Source organism: Bacillus sp. S14(2024) (assembly GCF_050473785.1).
GTDB lineage: Bacteria > Bacillota > Bacilli > Bacillales > Bacillaceae_G > Bacillus_A > Bacillus_A yunxiaonensis.
The window spans coordinates 1,260,488-1,283,090 of record NZ_JBFLUP010000006.1 but is presented as its reverse complement, the minus strand read 5'-3'; the positions used below and the strand labels follow the sequence as shown (position 1 = coordinate 1,283,090).

21 protein-coding genes are annotated in these 22,603 nt (G+C 37.0%); 2 read left to right on the top strand and 19 right to left on the bottom strand.

All coding sequences use genetic code 11. From position 1 onward, the window contains the following. Nucleotides 1-107: 107 nt before the first annotated feature. The 13 genes from AB1279_RS06870 to AB1279_RS06810 form a co-directional block, all read right to left on the bottom strand. Nucleotides 108-521 (bottom strand): BrxA/BrxB family bacilliredoxin, encoded by a 414-nt coding sequence (locus tag AB1279_RS06870; protein ID WP_429754442.1) that lies wholly within the window; start codon nt 519-521, stop codon nt 108-110. 156 nt (nt 522-677) lie between these two features. After that, on the bottom strand, nt 678-1,085 hold the full coding sequence (locus AB1279_RS06865) for a YjdF family protein (RefSeq protein WP_429758242.1): 408 nt from the start codon (nt 1,083-1,085) through the stop codon (nt 678-680). 136 nt (nt 1,086-1,221) lie between these two features. Next, complete coding sequence (locus tag AB1279_RS06860) at nt 1,222-1,683, bottom strand: NUDIX hydrolase (RefSeq protein ID WP_429753940.1); 462 nt, start codon at nt 1,681-1,683, stop codon at nt 1,222-1,224. A gap of 78 nt (nt 1,684-1,761) precedes the next feature. Continuing rightward, a complete protein-coding gene (locus AB1279_RS06855) occupies nt 1,762-2,466 on the bottom strand; it encodes a DUF421 domain-containing protein (protein ID WP_429758241.1) in 705 nt (234 codons plus the stop codon). A 139-nt stretch (nt 2,467-2,605) separates the two neighbouring features. Continuing rightward, nucleotides 2,606-3,784 carry an FtsW/RodA/SpoVE family cell cycle protein gene (locus tag AB1279_RS06850; protein WP_429758240.1) on the bottom strand — a complete coding sequence of 393 codons (1,179 nt, stop codon included), beginning with the start codon at nt 3,782-3,784 and terminating at the stop codon, nt 2,606-2,608. Between the two features lie 289 nt (nt 3,785-4,073). After that, complete coding sequence (locus AB1279_RS06845) at nt 4,074-5,390, bottom strand: dihydrolipoamide acetyltransferase family protein (RefSeq protein WP_429758239.1); 1,317 nt, start codon at nt 5,388-5,390, stop codon at nt 4,074-4,076. Between the two features lie 15 nt (nt 5,391-5,405). Further along, nucleotides 5,406-6,389 carry a 3-methyl-2-oxobutanoate dehydrogenase subunit beta gene (gene bfmBAB, locus AB1279_RS06840; protein ID WP_098310601.1) on the bottom strand — a complete coding sequence of 328 codons (984 nt, stop codon included), beginning with the start codon at nt 6,387-6,389 and terminating at the stop codon, nt 5,406-5,408. A gap of 13 nt (nt 6,390-6,402) precedes the next feature. Beyond that, nucleotides 6,403-7,404, bottom strand: a complete 1,002-nt coding sequence (gene bfmBAA / locus AB1279_RS06835) for a 3-methyl-2-oxobutanoate dehydrogenase subunit alpha (RefSeq protein ID WP_098310600.1) — start codon at nt 7,402-7,404, stop codon at nt 6,403-6,405. A gap of 81 nt (nt 7,405-7,485) precedes the next feature. Further along, the gene (gene lpdA, locus AB1279_RS06830; protein WP_429758238.1) at nt 7,486-8,907 is read right to left on the bottom strand and encodes a dihydrolipoyl dehydrogenase; all 1,422 of its coding nucleotides are present in this window, start codon (nt 8,905-8,907) and stop codon (nt 7,486-7,488) included. A 5-nt stretch (nt 8,908-8,912) separates the two neighbouring features. Then, on the bottom strand, nt 8,913-10,016 hold the full coding sequence (gene buk, locus AB1279_RS06825) for a butyrate kinase (protein ID WP_429753935.1): 1,104 nt from the start codon (nt 10,014-10,016) through the stop codon (nt 8,913-8,915). A gap of 87 nt (nt 10,017-10,103) precedes the next feature. Further along, on the bottom strand, nt 10,104-11,204 hold the full coding sequence (locus AB1279_RS06820) for a leucine dehydrogenase (RefSeq protein WP_377880645.1): 1,101 nt from the start codon (nt 11,202-11,204) through the stop codon (nt 10,104-10,106). A 104-nt stretch (nt 11,205-11,308) separates the two neighbouring features. Continuing rightward, nucleotides 11,309-12,208, bottom strand: a complete 900-nt coding sequence (gene yqiS, locus AB1279_RS06815; protein ID WP_429758237.1) for a phosphate butyryltransferase — start codon at nt 12,206-12,208, stop codon at nt 11,309-11,311. A gap of 197 nt (nt 12,209-12,405) precedes the next feature. Beyond that, nucleotides 12,406-14,478, bottom strand: a complete 2,073-nt coding sequence (locus AB1279_RS06810; RefSeq protein ID WP_429758236.1) for a sigma 54-interacting transcriptional regulator — start codon at nt 14,476-14,478, stop codon at nt 12,406-12,408. Between the two features lie 138 nt (nt 14,479-14,616). On the opposite strand from AB1279_RS06810, the gene AB1279_RS06805 reads away from it, so the two are divergent. Next, entirely contained in the window at nt 14,617-14,850 is a 234-nt protein-coding gene (locus tag AB1279_RS06805; protein WP_429753932.1) for a DUF2627 domain-containing protein, read from the top strand. 121 nt (nt 14,851-14,971) lie between these two features. Here the strand turns inward: AB1279_RS06805 and AB1279_RS06800 are convergent, their stop codons facing one another. Continuing rightward, the gene (locus tag AB1279_RS06800) at nt 14,972-15,700 is read right to left on the bottom strand and encodes a glycerophosphodiester phosphodiesterase (RefSeq protein WP_429758235.1); all 729 of its coding nucleotides are present in this window, start codon (nt 15,698-15,700) and stop codon (nt 14,972-14,974) included. A gap of 143 nt (nt 15,701-15,843) precedes the next feature. Between AB1279_RS06800 and AB1279_RS06795 the strand changes: the two genes are divergently transcribed. Continuing rightward, nucleotides 15,844-15,990, top strand: a complete 147-nt coding sequence (locus tag AB1279_RS06795) for a YycC family protein (protein WP_429711776.1) — start codon at nt 15,844-15,846, stop codon at nt 15,988-15,990. 494 nt (nt 15,991-16,484) lie between these two features. On the opposite strand, the gene spo0A is transcribed toward AB1279_RS06795, so the two are convergent. The 5 genes from spo0A to AB1279_RS06770 form a co-directional block, all read right to left on the bottom strand. Beyond that, nucleotides 16,485-17,279, bottom strand: a complete 795-nt coding sequence (gene spo0A, locus AB1279_RS06790) for a sporulation transcription factor Spo0A (RefSeq protein WP_429758234.1) — start codon at nt 17,277-17,279, stop codon at nt 16,485-16,487. Between the two features lie 384 nt (nt 17,280-17,663). Further along, entirely contained in the window at nt 17,664-18,965 is a 1,302-nt protein-coding gene (spoIVB, locus tag AB1279_RS06785; protein WP_429758233.1) for a SpoIVB peptidase, read from the bottom strand. A 119-nt stretch (nt 18,966-19,084) separates the two neighbouring features. Continuing rightward, nucleotides 19,085-20,824: a DNA repair protein RecN gene (gene recN / locus AB1279_RS06780; protein ID WP_429758232.1), complete on the bottom strand. Its 1,740-nt coding sequence runs from the start codon at nt 20,822-20,824 to the stop codon at nt 19,085-19,087. A gap of 332 nt (nt 20,825-21,156) precedes the next feature. After that, complete coding sequence (argR, locus tag AB1279_RS06775; RefSeq protein WP_429753927.1) at nt 21,157-21,606, bottom strand: arginine repressor ArgR; 450 nt, start codon at nt 21,604-21,606, stop codon at nt 21,157-21,159. 154 nt (nt 21,607-21,760) lie between these two features. After that, nucleotides 21,761-22,600 carry a TlyA family RNA methyltransferase gene (locus tag AB1279_RS06770; RefSeq protein ID WP_429753926.1) on the bottom strand — a complete coding sequence of 280 codons (840 nt, stop codon included), beginning with the start codon at nt 22,598-22,600 and terminating at the stop codon, nt 21,761-21,763. Between the last annotated feature and the right edge of the window lie 3 nt (nt 22,601-22,603).

Here is a 22,603-nt window from a genome sequence, read left to right as displayed (position 1 = left end):
ATATCATTACCAGTATGTAAACTGCATAATTTTATGCATAAACAACTGATTTTATGTATAAAAAAGAACCGTTAAGATTTCATTCTTAACGGTTCTAAAAACGTATATTACATTTCATCACAATGTTCTTCAAAGTACGATTGTAATTTAGCAATAACTTGCATTGGTTCATGACCTTCAATTTCATGACGCTCAACCATTGTCACAATCTTACCGTCTTTTAATAATGCAAACGACGGAGATGACGGTGGATATCCTTCAAAATATTCACGAGCACGTGCTGTTGCTTCTTTATCTTGGCCTGCAAATACAGTAACAAGATTATCTGGGCGTTTATCATAATGAACAGAATGCGCTGCTGCTGGACGGGCAATTCCCCCTGCACAGCCACATACAGAGTTTACCATTACAAGTGTTGTACCTTTCTTTTGCAGCGCTTCATCTACAGCTTCTGGAGTTGTTAATTCTGTATAACCAGCTGCCACGATTTCTTCGCGTGCTTGACGGACAACATCATTCATAAAAAAGTTGAAATTAATCAAAGTTTTCCCTCCTTACATATCTCTATCTGTATCTTACCAATAACCCTTTCTAAAATACAAGTAAACTTACTTGCTTTGTGTAGTTATCATTTACTAAGAAAAACGTCTTAGAGACCTTGCTCTAAGACGTTTTTCTTAGTGACCACGATGCTTCTGTTTCGCTTTCTGCACTTTTAACGCACGTTTTTTCCGTTTTTCTACTTCTCGCATTTCTTTCGATTGCACTTGCTTCTCTTGTTTATGCACTTCATACCATAACTGAATCGCTTCTTGTGCTTTCGTAAATTTTGAAGTTTTTAATTCTCTTGCGGCTTGCCGAATCATGCGCTTTACATTTTTCGGACGTTTTTGCTGTTTAATCTCTACTCCGCATTTAGCAAAACGATCAAAATACGGTAACAACGTATCATTTACAAACAAAAGCACTTCTTCATCAGACGGTTCAGTACCAAAAATGTGCCGTACTGCATACAACTTTCCATTTTCTTCTCTTTCAATCATTCCTACAAAATACTGACCGTCATGATATACTGTCAATTTCATTGACAGCCCCTCCTTTACAAACTTATTCAGAAATGCTGGACATCCCGGAGGGGAAGGTTACTGACATAGAAATTATGCGTCCGGACTACCAACCGGAACTGTGTTTTCACATTTCTCTCTCCATTATATTACATTTTTACTTATTTTGTATCATTTCTACATATACTTCAATCATTCTTTTATGCGATCCTACAATATACTCTGGTAATTCTGTAACCGGAAAAAACTTTAATTGTATTGCTTCTTTTTTGTTTGCAATAGGTTCTCCTTCATAATCATGCGTATAATATGCAGTCGTTACTGCTTGGAATTCGTCACCATTTGCTAGTTTCACAAAATGTTTTGCACCTGAAAACACATTAATGAGCTGCAAATTCTTCACACGAATGCCAGCTTCTTCATACACCTCACGGTATGCAGTTTCTTCTGGTGATTCCCCCAGCTCCATTAATCCCCCAAGAAGTCCCCATTTCCCATACGGTTCTTGTCTTTGTTGTAATAATACTTCCCCGTCTTTATTCAATACGAGAACAACTGAACCGACTAAAATTAAAGGGCGATGACCAACTATTTTCCGTAACTCCTCCACATATCCCATTCCAACAAACCTTTCTTTTTTATTTCCTTGTCCACACCATTGTATCATATGTATAAAATGGAAAAATGCGTAATTTTTTTACTTTTTAAGCAAAATATTTATTTGTCCCTTTTCATCTACCGTCGCTAATTCAATCGATTGAATAGGTCCTCTTTGCTTTAACTCGTCTTTTACCCACTCTTCTGTTTTTTCTATTAAAGCAAGAACATCTTTTTGGATACTCCCATTCTTTACCAAGATAAATGTAATAGGTGATTGTTCTACGTATATTTTCATATCTTTTCGAGAAATTGTTTCATGTGCTGCATATTGAAATACTGAAACGACTCCACTCGCTTCCCATAAAGCTAACTTTACCGTTTGAATATCCGTAATCCCCTGCAATCTCAGCTCAGAAAACAAATATTCTACTGTAATCCGTGCTTTCTTTAAATTATTAAATTGAACGGAACCATTATGTATAAGAATAATAGGAGCAGGTTCTAAAAAGCGTCTCCACCAATCCACCTTTAATGTCAAAATAGAACTTACTATATGAAGTACTACGAGAACAAATGTTGTAATCAGAGAACCGAGAAGGCCTACTCTTTCATCAGATAATGCGTTCGATATATTTCCGCCTAATAATAGCACTAGCACAAGATCTAAAAAACGAAGCTGAGCAATAGAGCGCTGTCCCATTGCCTTTGCAACAATAATCAAAAACATATATGCCAATATGGCACGCAACATCCACTCTCCATTTGAAAGGTGACGTGTCCCTTCAAAAATATGTATATGCATAAATCGCACTCCTCAAGTAAACATTATTACGAAAACTGAATAACCTACTACATTCTCTTTAGTTTATGTTTATTGAGGATACCTATGTAAAAAAACTGATCCGCATACAAACGGATCAGTTTTTTAATCTATATATTCTTTAGCTAACAGAAAACATATACTTTTTGTATGTCTTTCTTACTGCTAATATGAGTCCCACTAGCATCATATTAGAGAACAAGGAGCTTCCTCCATATGATAAAAACGGAAGAGATATTCCTTTTACTGGCATTAACCCAACAATCATTCCAATGTTTTGAAAAATCTGCAGTGCTAAAATACCAATTGCTCCCGCACATACTAATGTACCAAATAGGTTATCTGCTGCAAATCCCACTATGGTTATTCGATAAATAAGAAGAAGAAATATAAATACAATGAAAGCTGCAAAAATAAATCCTCCATCTTCAGCAATAGTAGCAAAAATAAAGTCTGTATGTTTTTCTGGAATATAGACACTTCCATGCCCAATTCCTTTCCCTTCCATACCACCACTACCAACTGCTAAAATTGATTGTTGTGTTTGATATCCTTGATCTGTATAGTCAAAAGGTGCCAACCAACCTAAGATTCGTGACTGTTGATGTGGTTTTAGCAAAGGAATTAACTTATTAAAAAGAATACTTGGATATTCAAAGTAAATATATATTAATGTACCCATTATTACACTTGGAACAACTGTCAATAGTGCAAGCAGCTTCCTCTGAATACCTGACATAAAAATAATACAAACAATTGCTGAACCATATAAGAAAACCATCCCCGTATCAGGTTGCTGATACACAAAAAGCGATGGCGGAATTGCTACTAATACAATTTTCCCTACAAGCAATAAGTCAGTTTTAAATGTTCTTACCATATATTTTTCATTATGCTTTACTGCTAAACTTGCAACTAAAACAACTAAGGCAATCTTAAAAAATTCAGAAGGTTGTATCGACCCTAAAATTGGGAATCTAAACCATCTTTTTGCACCTAAAATTTCCGGTGTAAATTTTGATACTGGTAATATACGAAGTATTACAATAGAAGCAAACCCAACAATGTAAAAAGGCCAAGCTAACTTTTGAATTTGATCCGTATCCATACTTGCAACAAGTAATAGTAATACAGTTCCTATTATATAATTAATTCCTTGTTGCAACGCGAAATTTGTTGTTCCATACTGTCCTGTTTGTTGACTACTGTATATAGCAACTAAACTTGTTACACATAAAATACCTAAGATGAAAAGCAATTTCTTATCCAAACTTTTCTGAAATTCTGCAATAGCCTTCATGATATCCTCCTGAATCAACGTCACACATAAAATGAAACTTTCATGCTTGTACTCTTTATCTATCAAAATAGGAATGCTTTTATTCTGTAGAGCCAAACAAATAAAAAAACAACCGTTATTTATTTTAGCTCTATATATGAGATATTGGCAATGTATTGTAGAAAATTTATAATACATAAACGTTCATTGTAAGATTAACATTGAAAGAAAGAAATTGGATAGAAGAAAAAAATTCCTTTTACAGCAAATCATAGCATATAAAAAGGCTCGCAAGCGCGAGCCTTTTTTATTAATATACAGAAGTATTATCTGCAGACGTATTTTCAAGAATTTCTTTCACACGGCCTAAGAACTTACCACAAATGAATCCATCCAGTACGCGATGGTCAAGAGATAGACATAAGTTAACCATATCACGTGCACCGAACATACCGTTATCCATAATTACTGGACGTTTCACGATAGATTCCACTTGTAAAATTGCCGCCTGTGGATAATTAATAATACCCATAGACTGAACAGAACCGAATGATCCTGTATTATTAATTGTAAATGTTCCACCTTGCATTTCGTCAGCTTTCAATGACTTCGTACGTACTTTCGTTGCAAGCTCAGTAATTTCACGAGCGATACCTTTAATTGTTTTCTCATCAGCATGCTTAATAACTGGAACGAATAGTTCATCGTCAGTTGCAACTGCGATAGAAAGGTTGATATCTTTCTTCTGAACAATTTTATCGCCAGCCCACATAGAATTAATTTGTGGATATTCTTTTAACGCTTGTGCAACAGCTTTTACAAAGAATGCAAAAAATGTTAAGTTGAAGCCTTCACGCTTTTTAAATCCGCCTTTAATTGAATTACGGTATGAAACAAGGTCTGTTACATCCACTTCAATCATCATCCAAGCATGCGGTGCTTCATGCTTACTGCGCAGCATGTTTGCAGCAATCGCTTTACGCACACCAGTCACTGGGATTTCAATATCTCCAGGCATTGTTGGTACAGATACTGGTTTTGCTGCTTCTGTTTTTGGAGCTGCTGGTGTAGCCGCAGCCTTTGGTGCTTCTTGTGTAATTGGTGCAGCTGCTGCTTCTTTCTTTGCACCTGCTTGTGGAATATTTCCAGATTCCACTAATTTTAAAATATCTTTACGCGTAATACGGCCATTTGTTCCCGTACCTTCTACTGCATCTAAATCAATATTATGTTCACCTGCAAGTTTTAATACAGCTGGTGAAAAGCGCGGCTTACCATCAGTTGGTTGCTTCGCTTTTGGCGCTGCTGGTGCTGATGCAGCTGTCTCTGCTTTTGGCGCCTCTTCTGTTTTTTCTTCTACAGCTGTTGCAGCTACTTCATCCGCACCTTCAACTTGAATCATACAAATCACTTCACCGACAGCTAATGTATCACCTTCGCCAGCGATTAACTCAGTAACAACCCCAGTGAAAGAAGATGGTACTTCTGCGTTTACTTTATCTGTCATTACTTCTGCAAGCGGATCATATTTATTTACATGATCACCAACAGAAACAAGCCATTTACTAATTGTACCTTCCGTTACACTCTCCCCAAGCTGAGGCATCGTAATTTTTTCTACAGCCATGTATAGTCCCCCCGATTAAAATTCCGCAAGTTCGCGCATTGCTTTTTCAACTTTATCTGGATTTACCATAAAGAATTTTTCCATTGTTGGTGCATATGGCATTGCTGGAACGTCTGGACCTGCAAGACGAGCAATTGGTGCATCAAGGTCGAATAAGCAATTTTCTGCGATAATTGCTGCTACTTCACTCATAATGCTTCCTTCTTTATTATCTTCCGTTACAAGAAGAACTTTACCTGTTTTTGAAGCTGCTTCAATAATTGCTTCCTTATCTAACGGATATACAGTACGTAAATCAAGAATGTGAGCAGAAATGCCATCTTGTGCTAATTTTTCAGCAGCTTGAAGAGCAAAATGAACACATAATCCGTATGTGATAACAGTAATATCGTCACCCTCACGTTTTACGTCTGCTTTTCCGATTGGTAATACATAATCATCTTCCGGCACTTCACCTTTAATTAAGCGGTATGCACGTTTATGTTCAAAGAATAATACTGGATCTTCATCACGAATTGCTGCTTTTAATAAACCTTTTGCATCATACGGTGTAGAAGGAATAACAATTTTTAAACCAGGTTGATTTGCAAAAAGTGCTTCTACAGATTGAGAATGATACAATGCACCGTGAACACCGCCGCCAAATGGTGCGCGGATCGTGATTGGACAAGTCCAGTCATTGTTAGAACGGTAACGAATTTTTGCTGCTTCGGAAACAATTTGGTTTACCGCTGGCATAATGAAGTCAGCAAATTGCATTTCTGCAATTGGGCGCATTCCATACATCGCTGCACCGATTGCTACCCCAGCAATTGCCGATTCTGCAAGTGGTGTATCAAGCGCGCGCATTTCACCAAATTGATCATATAATCCAGTTGTCGCTTTAAATACGCCACCTTTTTTACCAACGTCTTCTCCTAATACAAATACTTTCTCATCGCGTTCCATTTCCTCGCGCATCGCTAATGTAATCGCGTCAATATAAGACATTACAGCCATGAAACGTTCCCCCTTATTCCGCGTATACGTGCTTTAATGCAGATTCTGGATCCGCATACGGAGCATTTTCTGCATATTCTGTTGCTTCGTTTACGATATGCATCACGTCATCTAACATTTGTTTTTCAGATTCCTCTGTTAAAATGCCTACTTCTTTTAAGTAGTTTGCAAATGTATAGATTGGATCTTTTTTCTTTGCTTCTTCTACTTCTTCTCTATCACGATACACACGATCATCATCATCACTAGAGTGTGCTGTTAAACGATAAGATACTGTTTCAATTAATGTTGGACCTTCACCACGGCGGCCACGATCTGCCGCTTCTTTTACAGCTTTATATACTTCAAGCGGGTCATTTCCGTCTACTGTGTATCCTGGCATACCATAACCGATTGCACGATCAGATACATTTTTACAAGCTAATTGTTTTTCAACTGGGATAGAGATTGCATATTTGTTATTCTCACACATGAAAATAACTGGTAATTTGTGTACTCCTGCAAAGTTTGCACCTTCATGGAAGTCACCTTGGTTAGAAGAACCTTCTCCAAATGTAACAAACGTTACTAAATCTTTTCCTTCCATCTGTCCTGCTAATGCAATACCTACTGCGTGCGGCACTTGCGTTGTAACTGGTGAAGAACCTGTTACGATGCGATTTTTCTTTTGTCCAAAGTGTCCAGGCATTTGACGTCCGCCAGAGTTTGGATCTTCTGCTTTTGCAAATCCAGATAGCATAAGCTCTTTTGCCGTCATACCAAATGCTAACACGACACCCATATCACGGTAATATGGTAATGCGTAGTCCTTTTCGCGATCAAGTGCAAATGCTGCGCCTACTTGTGCAGCTTCTTGCCCTTGACAAGAAATTACAAAAGGAATTTTCCCTGCACGGTTTAATAACCACATACGCTCGTCAATTTTACGTGCGAGTAACATCGTGCGATACATTTCTAATACTTGCTCATCGCTTAAGCCAAGCTCTTCATGGCGCTTTGCTTTTACTTCAGCCATTTTAACACCCTCCTAAATCCTTTTTACCACGCTCTATTATAAAGCAAGAACGATACACTATCCATTCCCACTGGTTCGCTTTTACCCGTGTAACGCTTTTCCATCAACTGCTAATGCAGCTTCGCCAATTGCTTCTGATAATGATGGATGCGGATGAATTGTATGTGCAACTTCCCAAGGCGTTGCATCTAATACTCTTGCAAGACCTGCTTCTGAGATCATATCAGTTACGTGTGGTCCAATCATGTGAACACCAAGAATATCATTTGTTTCTTCATCAACAACAAGTTTTACAAAACCATCAGACTCTCCGTACACAAGCGCTTTTCCGATTGCACGGAATGAAAATTTACCTACTTTTAATTTGTAGCCTTTTTCTTTTGCTTCTTGCTCTGTTAAACCGACAGAAGCAACCTCTGGGCTACTATATACACACTTAGATACCATAGAGTAATCAATTGGCATCGGCTCTTTTCCAGCAATATGTTCAACTGCTACAATTCCTTCATGAGAAGCAACGTGCGCAAGTTGCAAGCCGCCAATTACATCGCCAATCGCATAAATGTGCGATTCTTTCGTTTGATAATATTCATTCGTTTGAATATAACCTTTTTCAACAACGATATCTGTATTTTCTAAGCCGATATTTTGTGTGTTTGCTTGTCTTCCAACAGATACAAGCATTTTTTCAGCTTTAAATTCTTTATTTTCACCGTTAAGTTCCGCTTGAATCGTAACACCATTGTCTTTTACTAAAGTTTCTGGTAATACTTTTGCACCAGTTACAATTTTAATGCCTTTTTTCTTAAGCAAACGTTGCATTTCTTTAGAAACGTCTTGATCTTCAAGTGGAAGAACATGTTTTGCATATTCAAGTACAGTTACTTCCACACCGAAATCAGCAAGCATAGATGCCCACTCAATACCGATTACACCGCCGCCAACAATAATGACAGATTCAGGAAGCGCTTCCATTTTTAGAGCATGATCAGATGACATAACATATTCACCATCAAGTTCAAGTCCTGGTAAAGAATTTGGACGTGATCCTGTTGCAACGATTACATTTTTCGGAATAAGCATTTCATTCTCTTCTCCGCTCGCTAATTCAACAGAAATCGTTCCTGGCATCGGTGAGAAAATAGATGGGCCAAGAATACGACCAATTCCTTCATACACATCGATTTTCCCTTGCTTCATTAAATGCTGAACACCTTTATGAAGCTGGCTAACAATTTTTTCTTTACGTTCTTGTACTTTTGCAAAATTTAATTCTACATTGCTCGTTACAACACCGAATTCTTCACCTTTTTTCGCAGTTGCAAAAACTTCAGCACTGCGAAGCAACGCTTTACTTGGAATACAACCTTTGTGTAAGCAAGTACCACCTAGGTTCTCCTTTTCAACAAGCGCTGTTTTTAGTCCTAATTGTGATGCACGAATAGCAGCAACATATCCGCCTGTACCGCCGCCAACAATAACTAAATCGTACTCTTTTGCCATATTTCTCAACCCCTAGCTACGGTTTCTTTTTCCCTTACAACATACTCTTTTGCAGCTTCTTCTTCACGAAGTACACGAAGCGCACCTTCTGCTAATGCTTGTAGTTCATCTTCTCCTGGATGTACAATGACATCAGCAATCCAATGAACACGCTCTTTAATTTCATCAACAAGAATTTTACTATATGCAAGTCCACCAGTTAAAACAATTGCATCTACTTTGCCATGAAGAACTGCACTTGCCGCGCCGATTTCTTTTGCAATTTGATATGCCATTGCCGTATAAACAAGTGTTGCTTCTGGATCACCTTGTTCTACCATCTTTTCTACTTTAATTGCATCATTTGTACCAAGTAAGCTTACTAAGCCTCCTTGTCCAACGATTTTTTTCATCATTTCGTCACGGTAATAGTCACCAGAGAAGCACATTTCTACAAGCTGACCTACCGGAACTGTTCCTGCACGTTCTGGACTGAATGGCCCTTCTCCATTTAAACCGTTATTTACATCAATAACTTTTCCTTTTTTATGAGCACCAACTGAAATACCGCCGCCCATATGTGCAATTAGTAAGTTTAAATCTTCATATTTACGATCAAGTTCTTTCGCAATTTTACGAGCTACTGCTTTTTGGTTTAGTGCATGAAAAATACTTCTTCGCTCCATGCCAGCTATTCCGCTAATACGGGCAATATCATCCATTTCATCTACAACTACTGGATCAACAATAAACGCTGGAATGTTAAGTCCAGAAGCGATTTCATATGCTAAAATACCTCCCAAATTGGAAGCATGATGACCACTATAACCATTTTTTAAATCTTCTAGCATAGCTTCGTTTACTGTATACGTACCACCTTCAATCGGACGAAGTAATCCTCCGCGCCCGCATACAGCATTTAACTTAGAAATATTAATACCATGAGAATGAAGCACCTCTAAAATAGTTTGCTTACGAAATTCATATTGATCAATAATACGCTTATATTTCCCAATCTGTTCTTCGTCATGACGAATTGTTTCTTCTAAAACAGGTCTTTCGTTATCAAAAACACCAATCTTCGTAGATGTACTACCAGGATTAATGACAAGAATTCGATTCACGGACAAGGCTGCTCCCTCCACCATTTATTTAGAAAGACAGCAGCAACTTCTAAATGAAGCCGCCACTGCTTTCACATTTACTTTTTCTATTAATTAGCGACGGCTTAAAATGTTATGGCCGTTACTTAAAAATGTGCTGCGTGTATTTTTTAAGCTTGCGATGCGCTCTTCAGCAAGACGATCTGCCGCTACATATGTTGGCACGCCATCACGTTTTGAAATTTCGATTACTTTTGCAATTGTGTCATAAATTGCTTCTACGCGTTTTAATGCACGCTCTCTATTGTATCCATATAACTCATCCGCTACGTTAATTACGCCACCTGCGTTAATTACATAGTCTGGTGCATATACGATACCCATTTCATGAACGATATCACCATGACGATCTTCTTTTAATTGGTTATTTGCAGAACCAGCAATTACTTTCGCTTTTAATTGTGGAATTGTTTCATCATTTACTGTTGCTCCTAATGCACATGGTGCATAGATATCACATTCTACACCGTAAATTTCGTTTGGTTCAACAGCAGTTGCACCAAATTCTTCTACAGCACGTTGTACCGCTTCTTTATTAATATCTGTAACAATTAATTTTGCACCTTCTGCATGTAGGTGTTTACATAAGTGATAAGCTACATTTCCTACACCTTGAACAGCAATTACTTTACCTTCTAAGCTATCTGTACCGAACGCTTCTTTTGCAGCTGCTTTCATACCAACGTATACGCCGTAAGCAGTTACTGGAGATGGGTTACCAGAAGAACCGAATGAAGGTGAAATACCTGTTACGAAATCTGTTTCTTCATGAATAATATCCATATCATCTACAGTTGTACCAACATCTTCTGCTGTAATGTAGCGGCCATTTAACCCTTGAATGTAACGACCTAATGCACGGAACATTGCTTCGCTCTTATCTTTACGTGGATCACCGATAATAACTGTTTTTGCACCGCCTAAGTTTAAACCAGCTGCTGCGTTTTTATATGTCATTCCTTTTGCAAGACGAAGAGCATCTTCAATTGCAGCTTCTTCAGAATCGTATGTCCACATTCTTGTTCCGCCAAGAGCTGGTCCAAGAGTTGTATCATGAATTGCAATAATTGCTTTTAATCCTGATTCTTTATCTTGACAGAATACTACTTGCTCGTAATCGTAAGTTTCTAAGTATTTGAAAATTTCTAATGTCATTGTAATTTCCCCCTCGATATGTTTACCATTTTCAATTTTAGCCCGTTATACTGGACTCATTTCCTTAATCATTAATGAAAATAAAACATGTACTGCAAGAAAGTTTATTTAGAAGCAGTCGCAACTGCCAATGCTAATGAATACACTTTTGTTTCTGCTGAATCTGCGCGAGATGTTAACACAATCGGTGCTTTTGCTCCGGCGATAATCGCTCCTACTTTTGCATTTGCAAAGTATACAAGCGATTTATATAATACATTTCCAGCTTCAATTGTTGGGACGAGTAAAATATCTGCTTTACCAGCTACATCACTTTGAATTCCTTTATGCTCTGCTGCAATTTGTGAAACAGCAATATCTAAAGCAAGTGGTCCATCAATGATACAATTTTTAATTTGTCCTCGACGATTCATTTGCGTTAACATCGCTGCATCAATTGTTGCTTGCATTGCTGGATTTACAACTTCTACAGCAGCAATTGGAGCTACTTTCGGTACCTCTACTCCTATTGCCCGGGCAACTTCAACTGCATTTTGTGCAATCGCCGCTTTTTGCTGCACATCTGGAGCGATATTCATCGCTGCATCTGTTATGATGATAAAGCGATCGTAATTTGGTACTTCAAAAGCTGCAACGTGTGATAACACACTGCCTTTACGAAGACCCCACTCTTTATTCAATACCGCTTTCAAAATGTTAGCTGTTGGAATGTTGCCCTTCATAAGTACATCCGCTTCTCCGCCTCTTACAGCTTTTACTGCTAATTCAGCAGCTTCTGCATTCGATGTAGCGGAAATCACTTCAATATGTTCTGAAGGCTGTAATCCATGTTCCTGTAACATATTCATAATTTTTTCTTGATTTCCATATAGACGAAATTGAGCTAACTGTAATTGAACAGCCTTTGCAACCGCTTCAATTACTTCATGATCTTCAGCTACTGCAACAGCAACTGTTTTTTTCGGCTGCTCTGCTGCCTGATCAATTAAAGTTTGTAACTTCATATTTTGTAATCAACCCTTCCTCGTCGTCCCTCGCTTATATATTAAAGCAAATATCGTGCCAACTTTTAAATTCCTTTTAAATATTTTTGAAAACGCCTTCAAAACGTAGAAAAATCAACATTTTGTAACTAAATAAAAAATTCTGTCTAATTTCGTCGCATTATATTCACCGTGCAATTTATTGCACGGTATGAAATTTATTGCATGCCATTTTTTGCACGTTCGTATTTTTCTAGCTTGTAATACAAATTCCGAACGGAAACCCCTAATGCCTGAGCTGTTTTTGTTTTATTCCCATCAAATCTAGATAAATACTCATGTATAATATTCCCTTCAAATTCAGCTACTAAATCCTCAAGAGGCTTTTCTTCTAATTCAGGAAGTAAATTACTCCCTTTCAGTTCAGATTGATCCTCTTGATGTAACGGAGGTAAATGATGTACATCAATATACATTTCATTATAATTCATAAAAATAATTGCTCGTCCTAAAATATTTTCAAGCTCACGAACATTTCCAGGCCAATCATACGACTGCAAATACTGTACGGCCGATTCCGTTAATCCTTCAACATTACGCCCATAATCTTGATTAATTTTTTGAATCAACCGATCAGCAATTTCAGCAATATCCTCTTTGCGCTGGCCGAGTGATGGAATATAGATCGGAATTTTATTTAAGCGATAATATAAATCTTCCCGAAAATTACCATCTAAAATTGCTTTTTCTAGATTCACATGCGTTGCGGCAATGACTCGAACATTAATAGGAATCGGCTTTGTACCTCCAACCCTCACGATTTCTTTCTCTTGCAAAACACGGAGTAATTTTGCCTGTGTATTCGCAGACAATTCGCCTATTTCATCTAAGAAAATACTTCCATTATTTGCTTCCTCAAAAAAACCTCGCTTCCCTCCGCGGCGCGCACCGGAGAATGCCCCTTCTTCGTAACCAAATAGTTCACTTTCTAATAACGATTCGGAAATTGCCGCGCAATTTACCCGAACAAACTTATTGTACTTCCGATTGCTGCCATTATGAATGGCGTGTGCAAATAATTCCTTTCCAGTTCCTGACTCTCCGCGCAGGAGTACTGTCGCTGGTGTATTCGCTCCTAGTTTCGCTTGTTCAATTGCTGCTACAATCCCTTCAGACGTTCCAACAATATCATCGAATGAATATTTTGCCTCCAACGTACGAATAATTTGTCTGGCCCTATTTAGTTCATTTGTTAACTTTTGAATTTCGGATACATCACGAATGACACCAACACTTCCCTTTAAAATCCCATCAACAATAACCGGAGCTACGTTTACAATAACATCTCTCTTTTTTTGACCAATCTTCATATGAATACCACGTACCGCTCTGCGCGTCCGAAGCACCTTCATATGCATACTTTCCCCTTCTACAATATCCGTTGTCGCTGGTTTACCAATAATATCTTCTTCAGAAAGGCCCGTTAATTTTGTATAGGCTGGATTAATAACAAGCCCTCTCCCTTGTTCATCAACAACGGAAATCGCTTCTTCAGAAGAATGGATAATCGCTTCTAGCAACATTTGAATTTCTTTTAAATCCGTTACTTCTTCAGCTAAATTTACAATTTCGGTAATATCTTTGAAAACTGCAAACGCCCCTTGCACTTCTCCAACTTCATTTAATATCGGAATGCGCGTTGAAATAATTTTCTTTCCATTGTGTAATGTTAATTCTTGATTAATCTCAAGTTGCTTCGTACGAATAATACGAAGCAACTTACTTGTTGGAATTACTTCTAATATGTATTTATTAACAACATCTTCACTTTTATACCCTATCATTCTTTCCGCACTTTTATTGAATAATAGTACATTCCCATCTTTATTAACAACAATCATACCGTCATGCGTTGAATTTAAAATCAGATCACGCTGCTGCGTTTGTTCTTTTAATTGCCCAATCAACATTTCTTTTTCATGTGCAAGCTTAACAACAATATTCGCAACATCTCCCGGGACAAGCAGTACATCTTCTTTTTTCTTCACCAAAACCTTTTCATACACACTGTAATCACCTGTCATATCAAAAATGACATCAATATCCTCTCGTATAAAGGCTTCCCAGTCACTCCCTGTAGAAATATAAAGCCCCTTTGCAACTTGTATACCTTTTGCGTTTTCATTAATATCCACAATTGCAACCACTTCAAATATATTCGATTTTTGCAACAGACTTAGAATCGCACTGCCTCCAGCACCTGCTCCAATAATTAATGCTCTTTGTCTCATATATCATCACTCCTTCCGCAGCAAGTCTGCAAAATTTTTCACACCTCTATCTTACTTCTTACAAAACCCCTTGACAAATGAATACAAATTATAACATCATTTTGTATATACTAAATTGTCTGAAAAGGAGTTTTCTGCATGCAACGTTACCTCGCTCTTCTTTTAGCAGTTATCCCTATTTTACTAGCTGTAGTAGGCATTAAACTGATGAGAGATACGGTTTTCGGCATTCTTTTCTCTCCAATCCCTACATTATGGTTGCAATTTTTAATTGGAGCACTCTGTTTTGCGATTGGTTTTTATATTTTTGGCGGCTTCGTTTTATATCGTGATCGAAAACGAAATAAAGTACAAGCTCGATTTCGAAGATAAAGTGAAACTTCCATCAGCGGGCTCTTACTACTCGCAAATAGCGAGATAGAATTCTTCAACTTGAAACACTCCACAATATCAAACGTTCACACAAAAATGAGACCTTCTCTGAAGAAAGGTCTCATTTTTCATCTTGCAATAGCCTTTTTGCAAGTCCTGGAAAGTCTGTAATAATAGCGGTCACATTCATCTCCAAAAACTTTCTCATCACTTCTTCATCATTAATCGTATATGGACGCACCGCTACACCATTTATCATTGTTAATTCTATAATCCCATCCGAAATATAACGATAGTTCGGATGAATGGCACTGGCGCCCATCTTTTTCGCATAAGCCCAAGGGCTATGCAACCCTTCTTTATATAAAATCGCTGTTTCAATATCAGGAGCCATCATATGACACTTTTTCATACTATGATGATTAAAAGAAGATAGAATAATTCGCTCCTCCATACGATATTTCCGAATAAGTGTAATCACCTCTTCTTCTAAACCTCGATACGGCACCTTATTATTCTTTAATTCAATATTAAGAAAAAGATTGTTTTTTCCTAGCCATTCTAACACCTCTTCTAATAAAGGAATGCGGCACACACCAACCTTATTATAAAATGTATAACTGGCATCCAATGCACGCAAATCTTTATATAAATAACTCCGGACTGCTCCTTTTCCATTCGTCGTTCGATTTACTGTTTCATCATGAATGACAACAATTTTGCTATCTTTTGTGAACTGAACATCCAATTCAATTCCATCGGCTCCGAACTGCTCCGCCGCTTGAAAAGAAACCATTGTATTTTCCGGATATGTTCCCGCAGCCCCGCGATGCCCAAAAATAAGCGTCATCTTATCACCTCAAATCTTATCTGCTCTATCGGCTAGCAAGAAATCATTACAAGTTACTAACCTTACGAGTTGCTGCCATCAGCAAGTCTCCCACCGATGGATGCTCCACTTTATGTTATACTATACAAAAAGGAGGTACTTTTATGAAACCATTACAACTTTCACCAGAAACAGCTATTAAGTTATCTAAAGCTCTCGGTGTTCCACTTGAACAACTTATGCATATGCCTCAGCATATTTTAATCCAAAAACTTGTTGAATTAGAAAAACAAAATCAAGATAAAGAATAGACAGTCCTGTTGTGTACAGGACTTTTCTTATAAGGTTCCAATCCACTAACACATCTTATCTCTCTTTTATTACCAAAATGACATGGAACACTTAAGTATTCCATCTACTCAAAAGAAAACCTCCGATACCACCACTGAAATAACAAATATCCCTATTGATAGAAAGTTCACTTTATATATGAATGACTTATTCGTTAACAAGCAACTTATGCTCATCTTTCGCATTCATCTATTGTAGCGACCAATCTTTTTAGACATAACTTGGGATTCATTTATTAAACAAAAGGTTTCCGACTATATATTTAATTTTCAGGATTTTCCAGGCGATAATGTTAAATTCGCCAAAAATAAAAACCACCTTCCATTAATTTGTATTTTCACAAACCAATAAAAGACGGCTCTTATTAAAATTAACGTTATTTATTAGTACAAAAAGAAGTTTGTTGATAACTTTACATTACCGCCAAGCATTAAAAAACTTACAATATCAATCTTTACGAAGCTTTATGTTCCAATCTCAACTTATCTGCCACCATCGCGATGAACTCACTATTTGTAGGCTTCGCTTTTGACATAGATACCGTATAACCAAATAAAGAAGAAATGGATTCAATATTACCTCGGCTCCATGCAACTTCAATCGCATGACGAATTGCACGTTCTACACGACTTGCTGTTGTATTATATTTCTTTGCGATATCTGGATATAGTACTTTGGTAATTGAACCAAGCAATTCAATATCGTTATATACCATAGAAATTGCTTCTCGCAAATACATATACCCTTTAATATGAGCTGGTACACCAATTTCATGAATAATACTCGTAATGCTCGCATCTAAATTTTTTGGTTTCCCATCAGACGTTGTGGCAGAACGAAAAGCTGGCAGTGGACGTTTAATTGTAGCGCTTGATTTTCCGCTCACTTGACGAATATGACTAGTTAAGTTTTCCATATCAAATGGTTTCAGAATAAAATATGATGCACCTAAATCAACAGCCTTTTTTGTCACATCCTCTTGTCCAAACGCTGTTAGCATAATAACATTCGGCTGTTTGAAACGGTCAATATGACGCATTTTTTCTAGCACTGCAAGTCCATCTAAATGTGGCATAATAATATCAAGAACGAGCACATCCGGTTGTCTCTCTTTTAATAAATTTAAGCACTCTTGACCATTGTAAGCTACACCAATCACTTCCATATCATCTTGAGCGGCAACATAACTCTCTAACATAGATACAAGTTCTTTATTATCATCCACGAGACACACTTTAATTTTCTCCACAACTTTTCCTCCCTACTAATGATTTCTCCCGACATAAAGTATTAGCTTCTAGACTACATGAATTGTTCGACAATTATGTGAAAATCCCCTTTAAAACTTTCTTAAATTCCGAAAAAATCACAAAAAAAACATCTTTATCGTTCATTTCTTAGTTTTCTTTTACATATTCCATCATATGATTACAACCGAATATACATACTTTACTTTTATTTTACAACAAAAAACAACCATTGCGAAACTTTTGTAAATTTTCAACGACTTTATAAAGTGAAAATTCCTTTCATGAATGCTTTTTTTCACGAAAAGTTAGTTGAACCAATCAAGCTCTTACTGTCCGCGAATAGCGGAATAGATCAAAAAAAAAAAAAAACAAGCTGAACTTATTCAGCTTGCTTTTTTCTGATCGGTATAAATATTAATACCCGCTTCATGTAGCATCCACTCAATATGAACACCATATCCAGATGTTGGATCATTGACAAATACGTGTGTTACAGCACCAACTAATTTCCCATCTTGTATAATAGGACTACCACTCATTCCTTGTACAATTCCACCTGTTTTTTCTAATAGACGTTTATCTGTAATCTTAACAACCATTCCTTTTGTCGCAGGGAATTTTTGCGGAACTGTACTTACGATTTCTATATCGAACGCTTCCACTTTATCTTGATCAATAACTGTCAAAATTTTTGCAGGTCCTTCTTTTACTTGATACGAAAGGGCAATCGGAATTGCCTCATCCATAATTCCATTTTTCATTCCTGTATTTAATTTACCAAAAATACCAAATGGACTATTTGTTGTGATATTACCAATAATTTCATGATCTGGTGAAAATCTTGCTAATTTTTCCCCCGGATCACCATTACTACCACGTTCAATGGATGTTACCGTCGAACGGACAATTTGCCCATCTTCAACTTGAATTGGTTTCTTCGTATCATTGTCAGAAATAACATGACCAAGTGCACCGTACTTCATTGACTCTGGATGAATAAATGTCATCGTTCCAATGCCTGCAGCTGAGTCACGAATATACAATCCAATTCGATACGACTGTTCTCCCCCATCTTTTTGAGGCGTTAATTTTGTTCGAATATATTTTCCATCTCGCAATAAAACAAGATTAAGCGATTCTCCTGTTTTCCCGCTATCATGAATAAATGGTGCAATGTCACTCATTCTTTCAATAGTCTTACCATTTATTTCAGTAATCATATCTCCTACTTGTACACCTGCAAGTTCACCCGGGGATACTTTTCCTTTTTCTGTTTGGATTAAATGATGCCCTACAACTAGTACCCCTTTTGCATTTAACTTTACTCCTATTGATTGCCCGCCTGGAACCACCCTAAAATCTTTTAGTACTTTTACATTTACTTTTTTCACCGGCAATCCCGCAAGCTCATAAACCATATCAGCTTCTCCGCTTTGATGAGGATTTACTGCAATTGTTTTTTCGCCAGCATGTTGAGAAGCAATTGTAAAAATCGTTTCATCTGTTGATTTTGTTTGAAATACAGGTAAAGAAGATACTTGTGAATCTTGATTTTGAAACATAACAAGTTGCTTTGGAAGTGAAATAAACTCACGGAGCGGTTTATAACACCCAATAAAGACAAGCGAAACAAGGAGACAGATTCCTATGATTTTTCGAAATTGCTCTAATTTCAATCCTTTCACTCTCCTCGCTCCTAACCCACATTCAGCCATGCGGCTTCACTTTTTAATCTCTCCTTGCTACCCTTTCTTTATAACCGGAAGAATTAAGAAATCATTGTTGTTACCAAAAAAGCTATCCATTATTGGATAGCCTCTGCTGCTTGTTTAAAACGATGCGCTTGCGAGAGCAGCTCTCTTGCATGCTCTGTTGTTAAATCAGTAATTTCCACACCAGAGATCATGCGAGCAATTTCTGTTACTTTTTCTTCCTGATTCAGTACAGTAACAGATGTAACTGTTCGCTCATTGACAATTTGTTTACGAATAAACAAATGAGAATCTGCCATAGACGCAACTTGCGGTAAATGCGTAATACATAGCACTTGTGAATTGACAGAAACACGATAAATCTTTTCAGCAATTGCCTGTGCAACACGCCCACTTACCCCAGTGTCTACCTCATCAAAAATGACAGAAGCAACACCTTGATGTTTAGAGAAAATACTCTTTAACGCTAATATAATACGGGATAATTCTCCCCCTGAAGCTACTTTAGAAAGCGGCTTTAGCGGTTCTCCTGGATTTGTAGAAATATAAAATTCCACACAGTCATATCCATCTTGGTTCATTTTTACAGGAGCTCCTTCGACAAGAGGATCGTCAATTGTCCCTTCTTTTTTCTTTATCATTACTTCGAATTTTGTCTTTTCCATGTACAGCTCTTTTAACTCTTGATGAATTGCCGTTGTTAATCGGTTCGCAAGATTGTGGCGCATATCACTTAAGGATTTTGCTTCTTTTAATATAAGCTGTTCTATTTCTTTTAATTTCTTTCTTGTCGTTTCAATGTGTACATCTTTATTTTCAATGGTAAATATTTCTTGTTCAATTTCATCCGCATACGCTAAAATCTCTTCTACAGTATTTCCATATTTACGTTTTAACATACGAATTTCATTTAAACGCGTTTCAATTTCATCTAAACGATTAGGATCATACTCCATCATATCTAACTTTTCACGCAGCTGATAAGCGACCTCTTCCAATAAATAATAACTATTTGCAATTGCATCATAGTTTTCTTGATATGCAATATCTAAATCCGTAATGCTCTCCATTTGATTCATTGCATTTCGAACATGATCTAAACCAGAACGGTCTTCAGTTAAAGAACGATACGAATCACCCAGCGCCTTATAAATCTTTTCGAAGTTTGAAATCTTCAATCGTTCTTCTAATAAGTTTTGTTCTTCATCTATTTTCAAGTCTGCATTCCGAATCTCTTCATGTTGAAATTGAATCAAATCTAAACGATGCGCCATTTGTTGCTCGTTCTCTGTTAAAGAGAGCAATTGTTTTTTTAATTGCTCGTATTCTCTATAAACATTTTGATACTTTTCTAACTGAACTAAGATATGGTCCCCATCAAAATGATCAAGCATAAATAAATGACGGTCTTCATTCATTAAATCTTGCGTTTCATGTTGCCCATGAATATCAACAAGCGTTTTCCCAATTTCCTTTAATAGACTTAATGTAACCAACTTTCCGTTTACGCGGCATACACTTTTCCCATTCACAGAAATATCTCGTTTTAAAATCATCATGCCATCTTCAATTTCAATATCAAGTTCTTCTGCTTTCATAACGCAAGGATGATTTTCATCCTCAATATAAAATAACCCTTCAATTTCAGCTTTCTCTGTCCCATAGCGAACAAATTCCGCAGAACCGCGTCCTCCAACAAGAAGACTAATCGCATCAATAATAATGGATTTCCCTGCACCCGTTTCACCGCTTAAAACAGTCAGCCCTTTTTGAAAAGAAATATTCAATGATTCAATAATAGCAAAGTTTCTAATCGATAATTCTGATAACAATGCCTCATTCACCTCGTTATCTAATTCACACTCCGCACTGGAGGCTTAAACTATTCTCACATACATTCTTCTGTTGATTCTCTTCTTAATGAAGAATATGTCATGTAACCTGCTTCATTGTACCAAACATTTGTTTTTACGGTCAATGTAACAATAATGATATTTTGATATGGAGATGTGTATTTTCACATGCAATTTTGGATTTTTATCCCACATTAACAGGCAATAAGCCTTCCCCATTGATGGAAGTTTCACTTTATATTTCTTCATAACAAAAATATCTTGCTTACTTTTCACTCTTCTGAGCAATAAAGTAAACAAGATTCTTTTTGTTACAGCATATTTAAAAAACGATTCGATACAACTCCTGTATCTTCAGATGTACGGCAAATAATTAAACACGTATCATCACCGCAAATTGTGCCAATAATTTCATCCCATTCTAAATGATCAATAAGTGCACCAAGAGCATTTGCGTTACCTGGCAATGTCTTTAACACAAGCATATGACCAGCTGAGTCTAATTTAACAAACGAATCGATAAGATTACGCTTTAATTTTTGAAGTGGGTTAAATCGTTGATCGGCTGGTAAACTATATTTATACCTTCCGTCATGAAGTGGTACCTTTACTAAATGTAATTCCTTAATGTCTCGTGATACTGTCGCTTGCGTTACATTAAAACCTTCATTACGCAAAATATCTACTAGTTCATCTTGTGTTTCAATTTCTTTACTCGCAATAATTTCTCGGATCTTAATATGGCGCTGCCCTTTATTCATGTCTTTGCACCTCGCACTATCTCTTACCTTAGTTTAACGTTGGTATACTTCTCTTATTTATGTTAACGTATAACCGGTTACTTGTACACAATTGTTTTTACAATTGTATTTACAACGCTAACTTTCTATATGATAAAAAAAGGAACAACGATTGTTATTCCTCTTTTCCTTTTTGCTTCAGGGCTTCGTGAGCTTCTGTTACAACTTCCTCTACTCGAATAGGAGAATGATTTTCCCCTTGTGCACGCTCACCATGCCATTTTAAATGAATTAAAAATTCAATATTCCCATCTCCGCCTGTAATTGGGGAGAACGTTAAATTTTGAACATCGTAACCCTCATTTAATGCAAAATCGACAATCATTTCTATAACCGCTTCATGCACTTTACGGTCGCGAACAATTCCCTTTTTCCCCACTTGCTCTCGCCCAGCTTCAAATTGCGGCTTAATGAGGGCTGCAACGTCACCACCAGGAGTTAACATTGTTTTCAGTACAGGTAAAATTAATTTTAAAGATATAAATGATACATCAATACTGGCAAATTGCGGTAACCCTTGCTGCAGATCAGCAGGTGTTACATAACGGAAATTCGTCCGTTCCATTACCACAACGCGCTCGTCCTGACGCATTTTCCACGCAAGCTGATTATAACCTACATCTAACGCATATGATAACTTCGCTCCGTTTTGCAAAGCACAATCGGTAAATCCACCAGTTGAAGAACCAATATCTAACATAATTTTGTCTTGCAAATCTATTTGAAACGTCTCTAATGCCTTCTCTAGTTTGTATCCACCACGGCTTACATACCGCATCACTTGGCCTTTTACTGTAAGCTCTGTATCTTGCGGTATTTTTTCACCAGGCTTATCTAAACGCATTTCATTAGCATATACAAGACCAGCCATAACAGCTCGCTTTGCTTTTTCTCTTGTTTCTACAAGTCCTCGTTCTACTAATAGTACATCTACTCTTTCTTTTTTTCCGCTCATTTG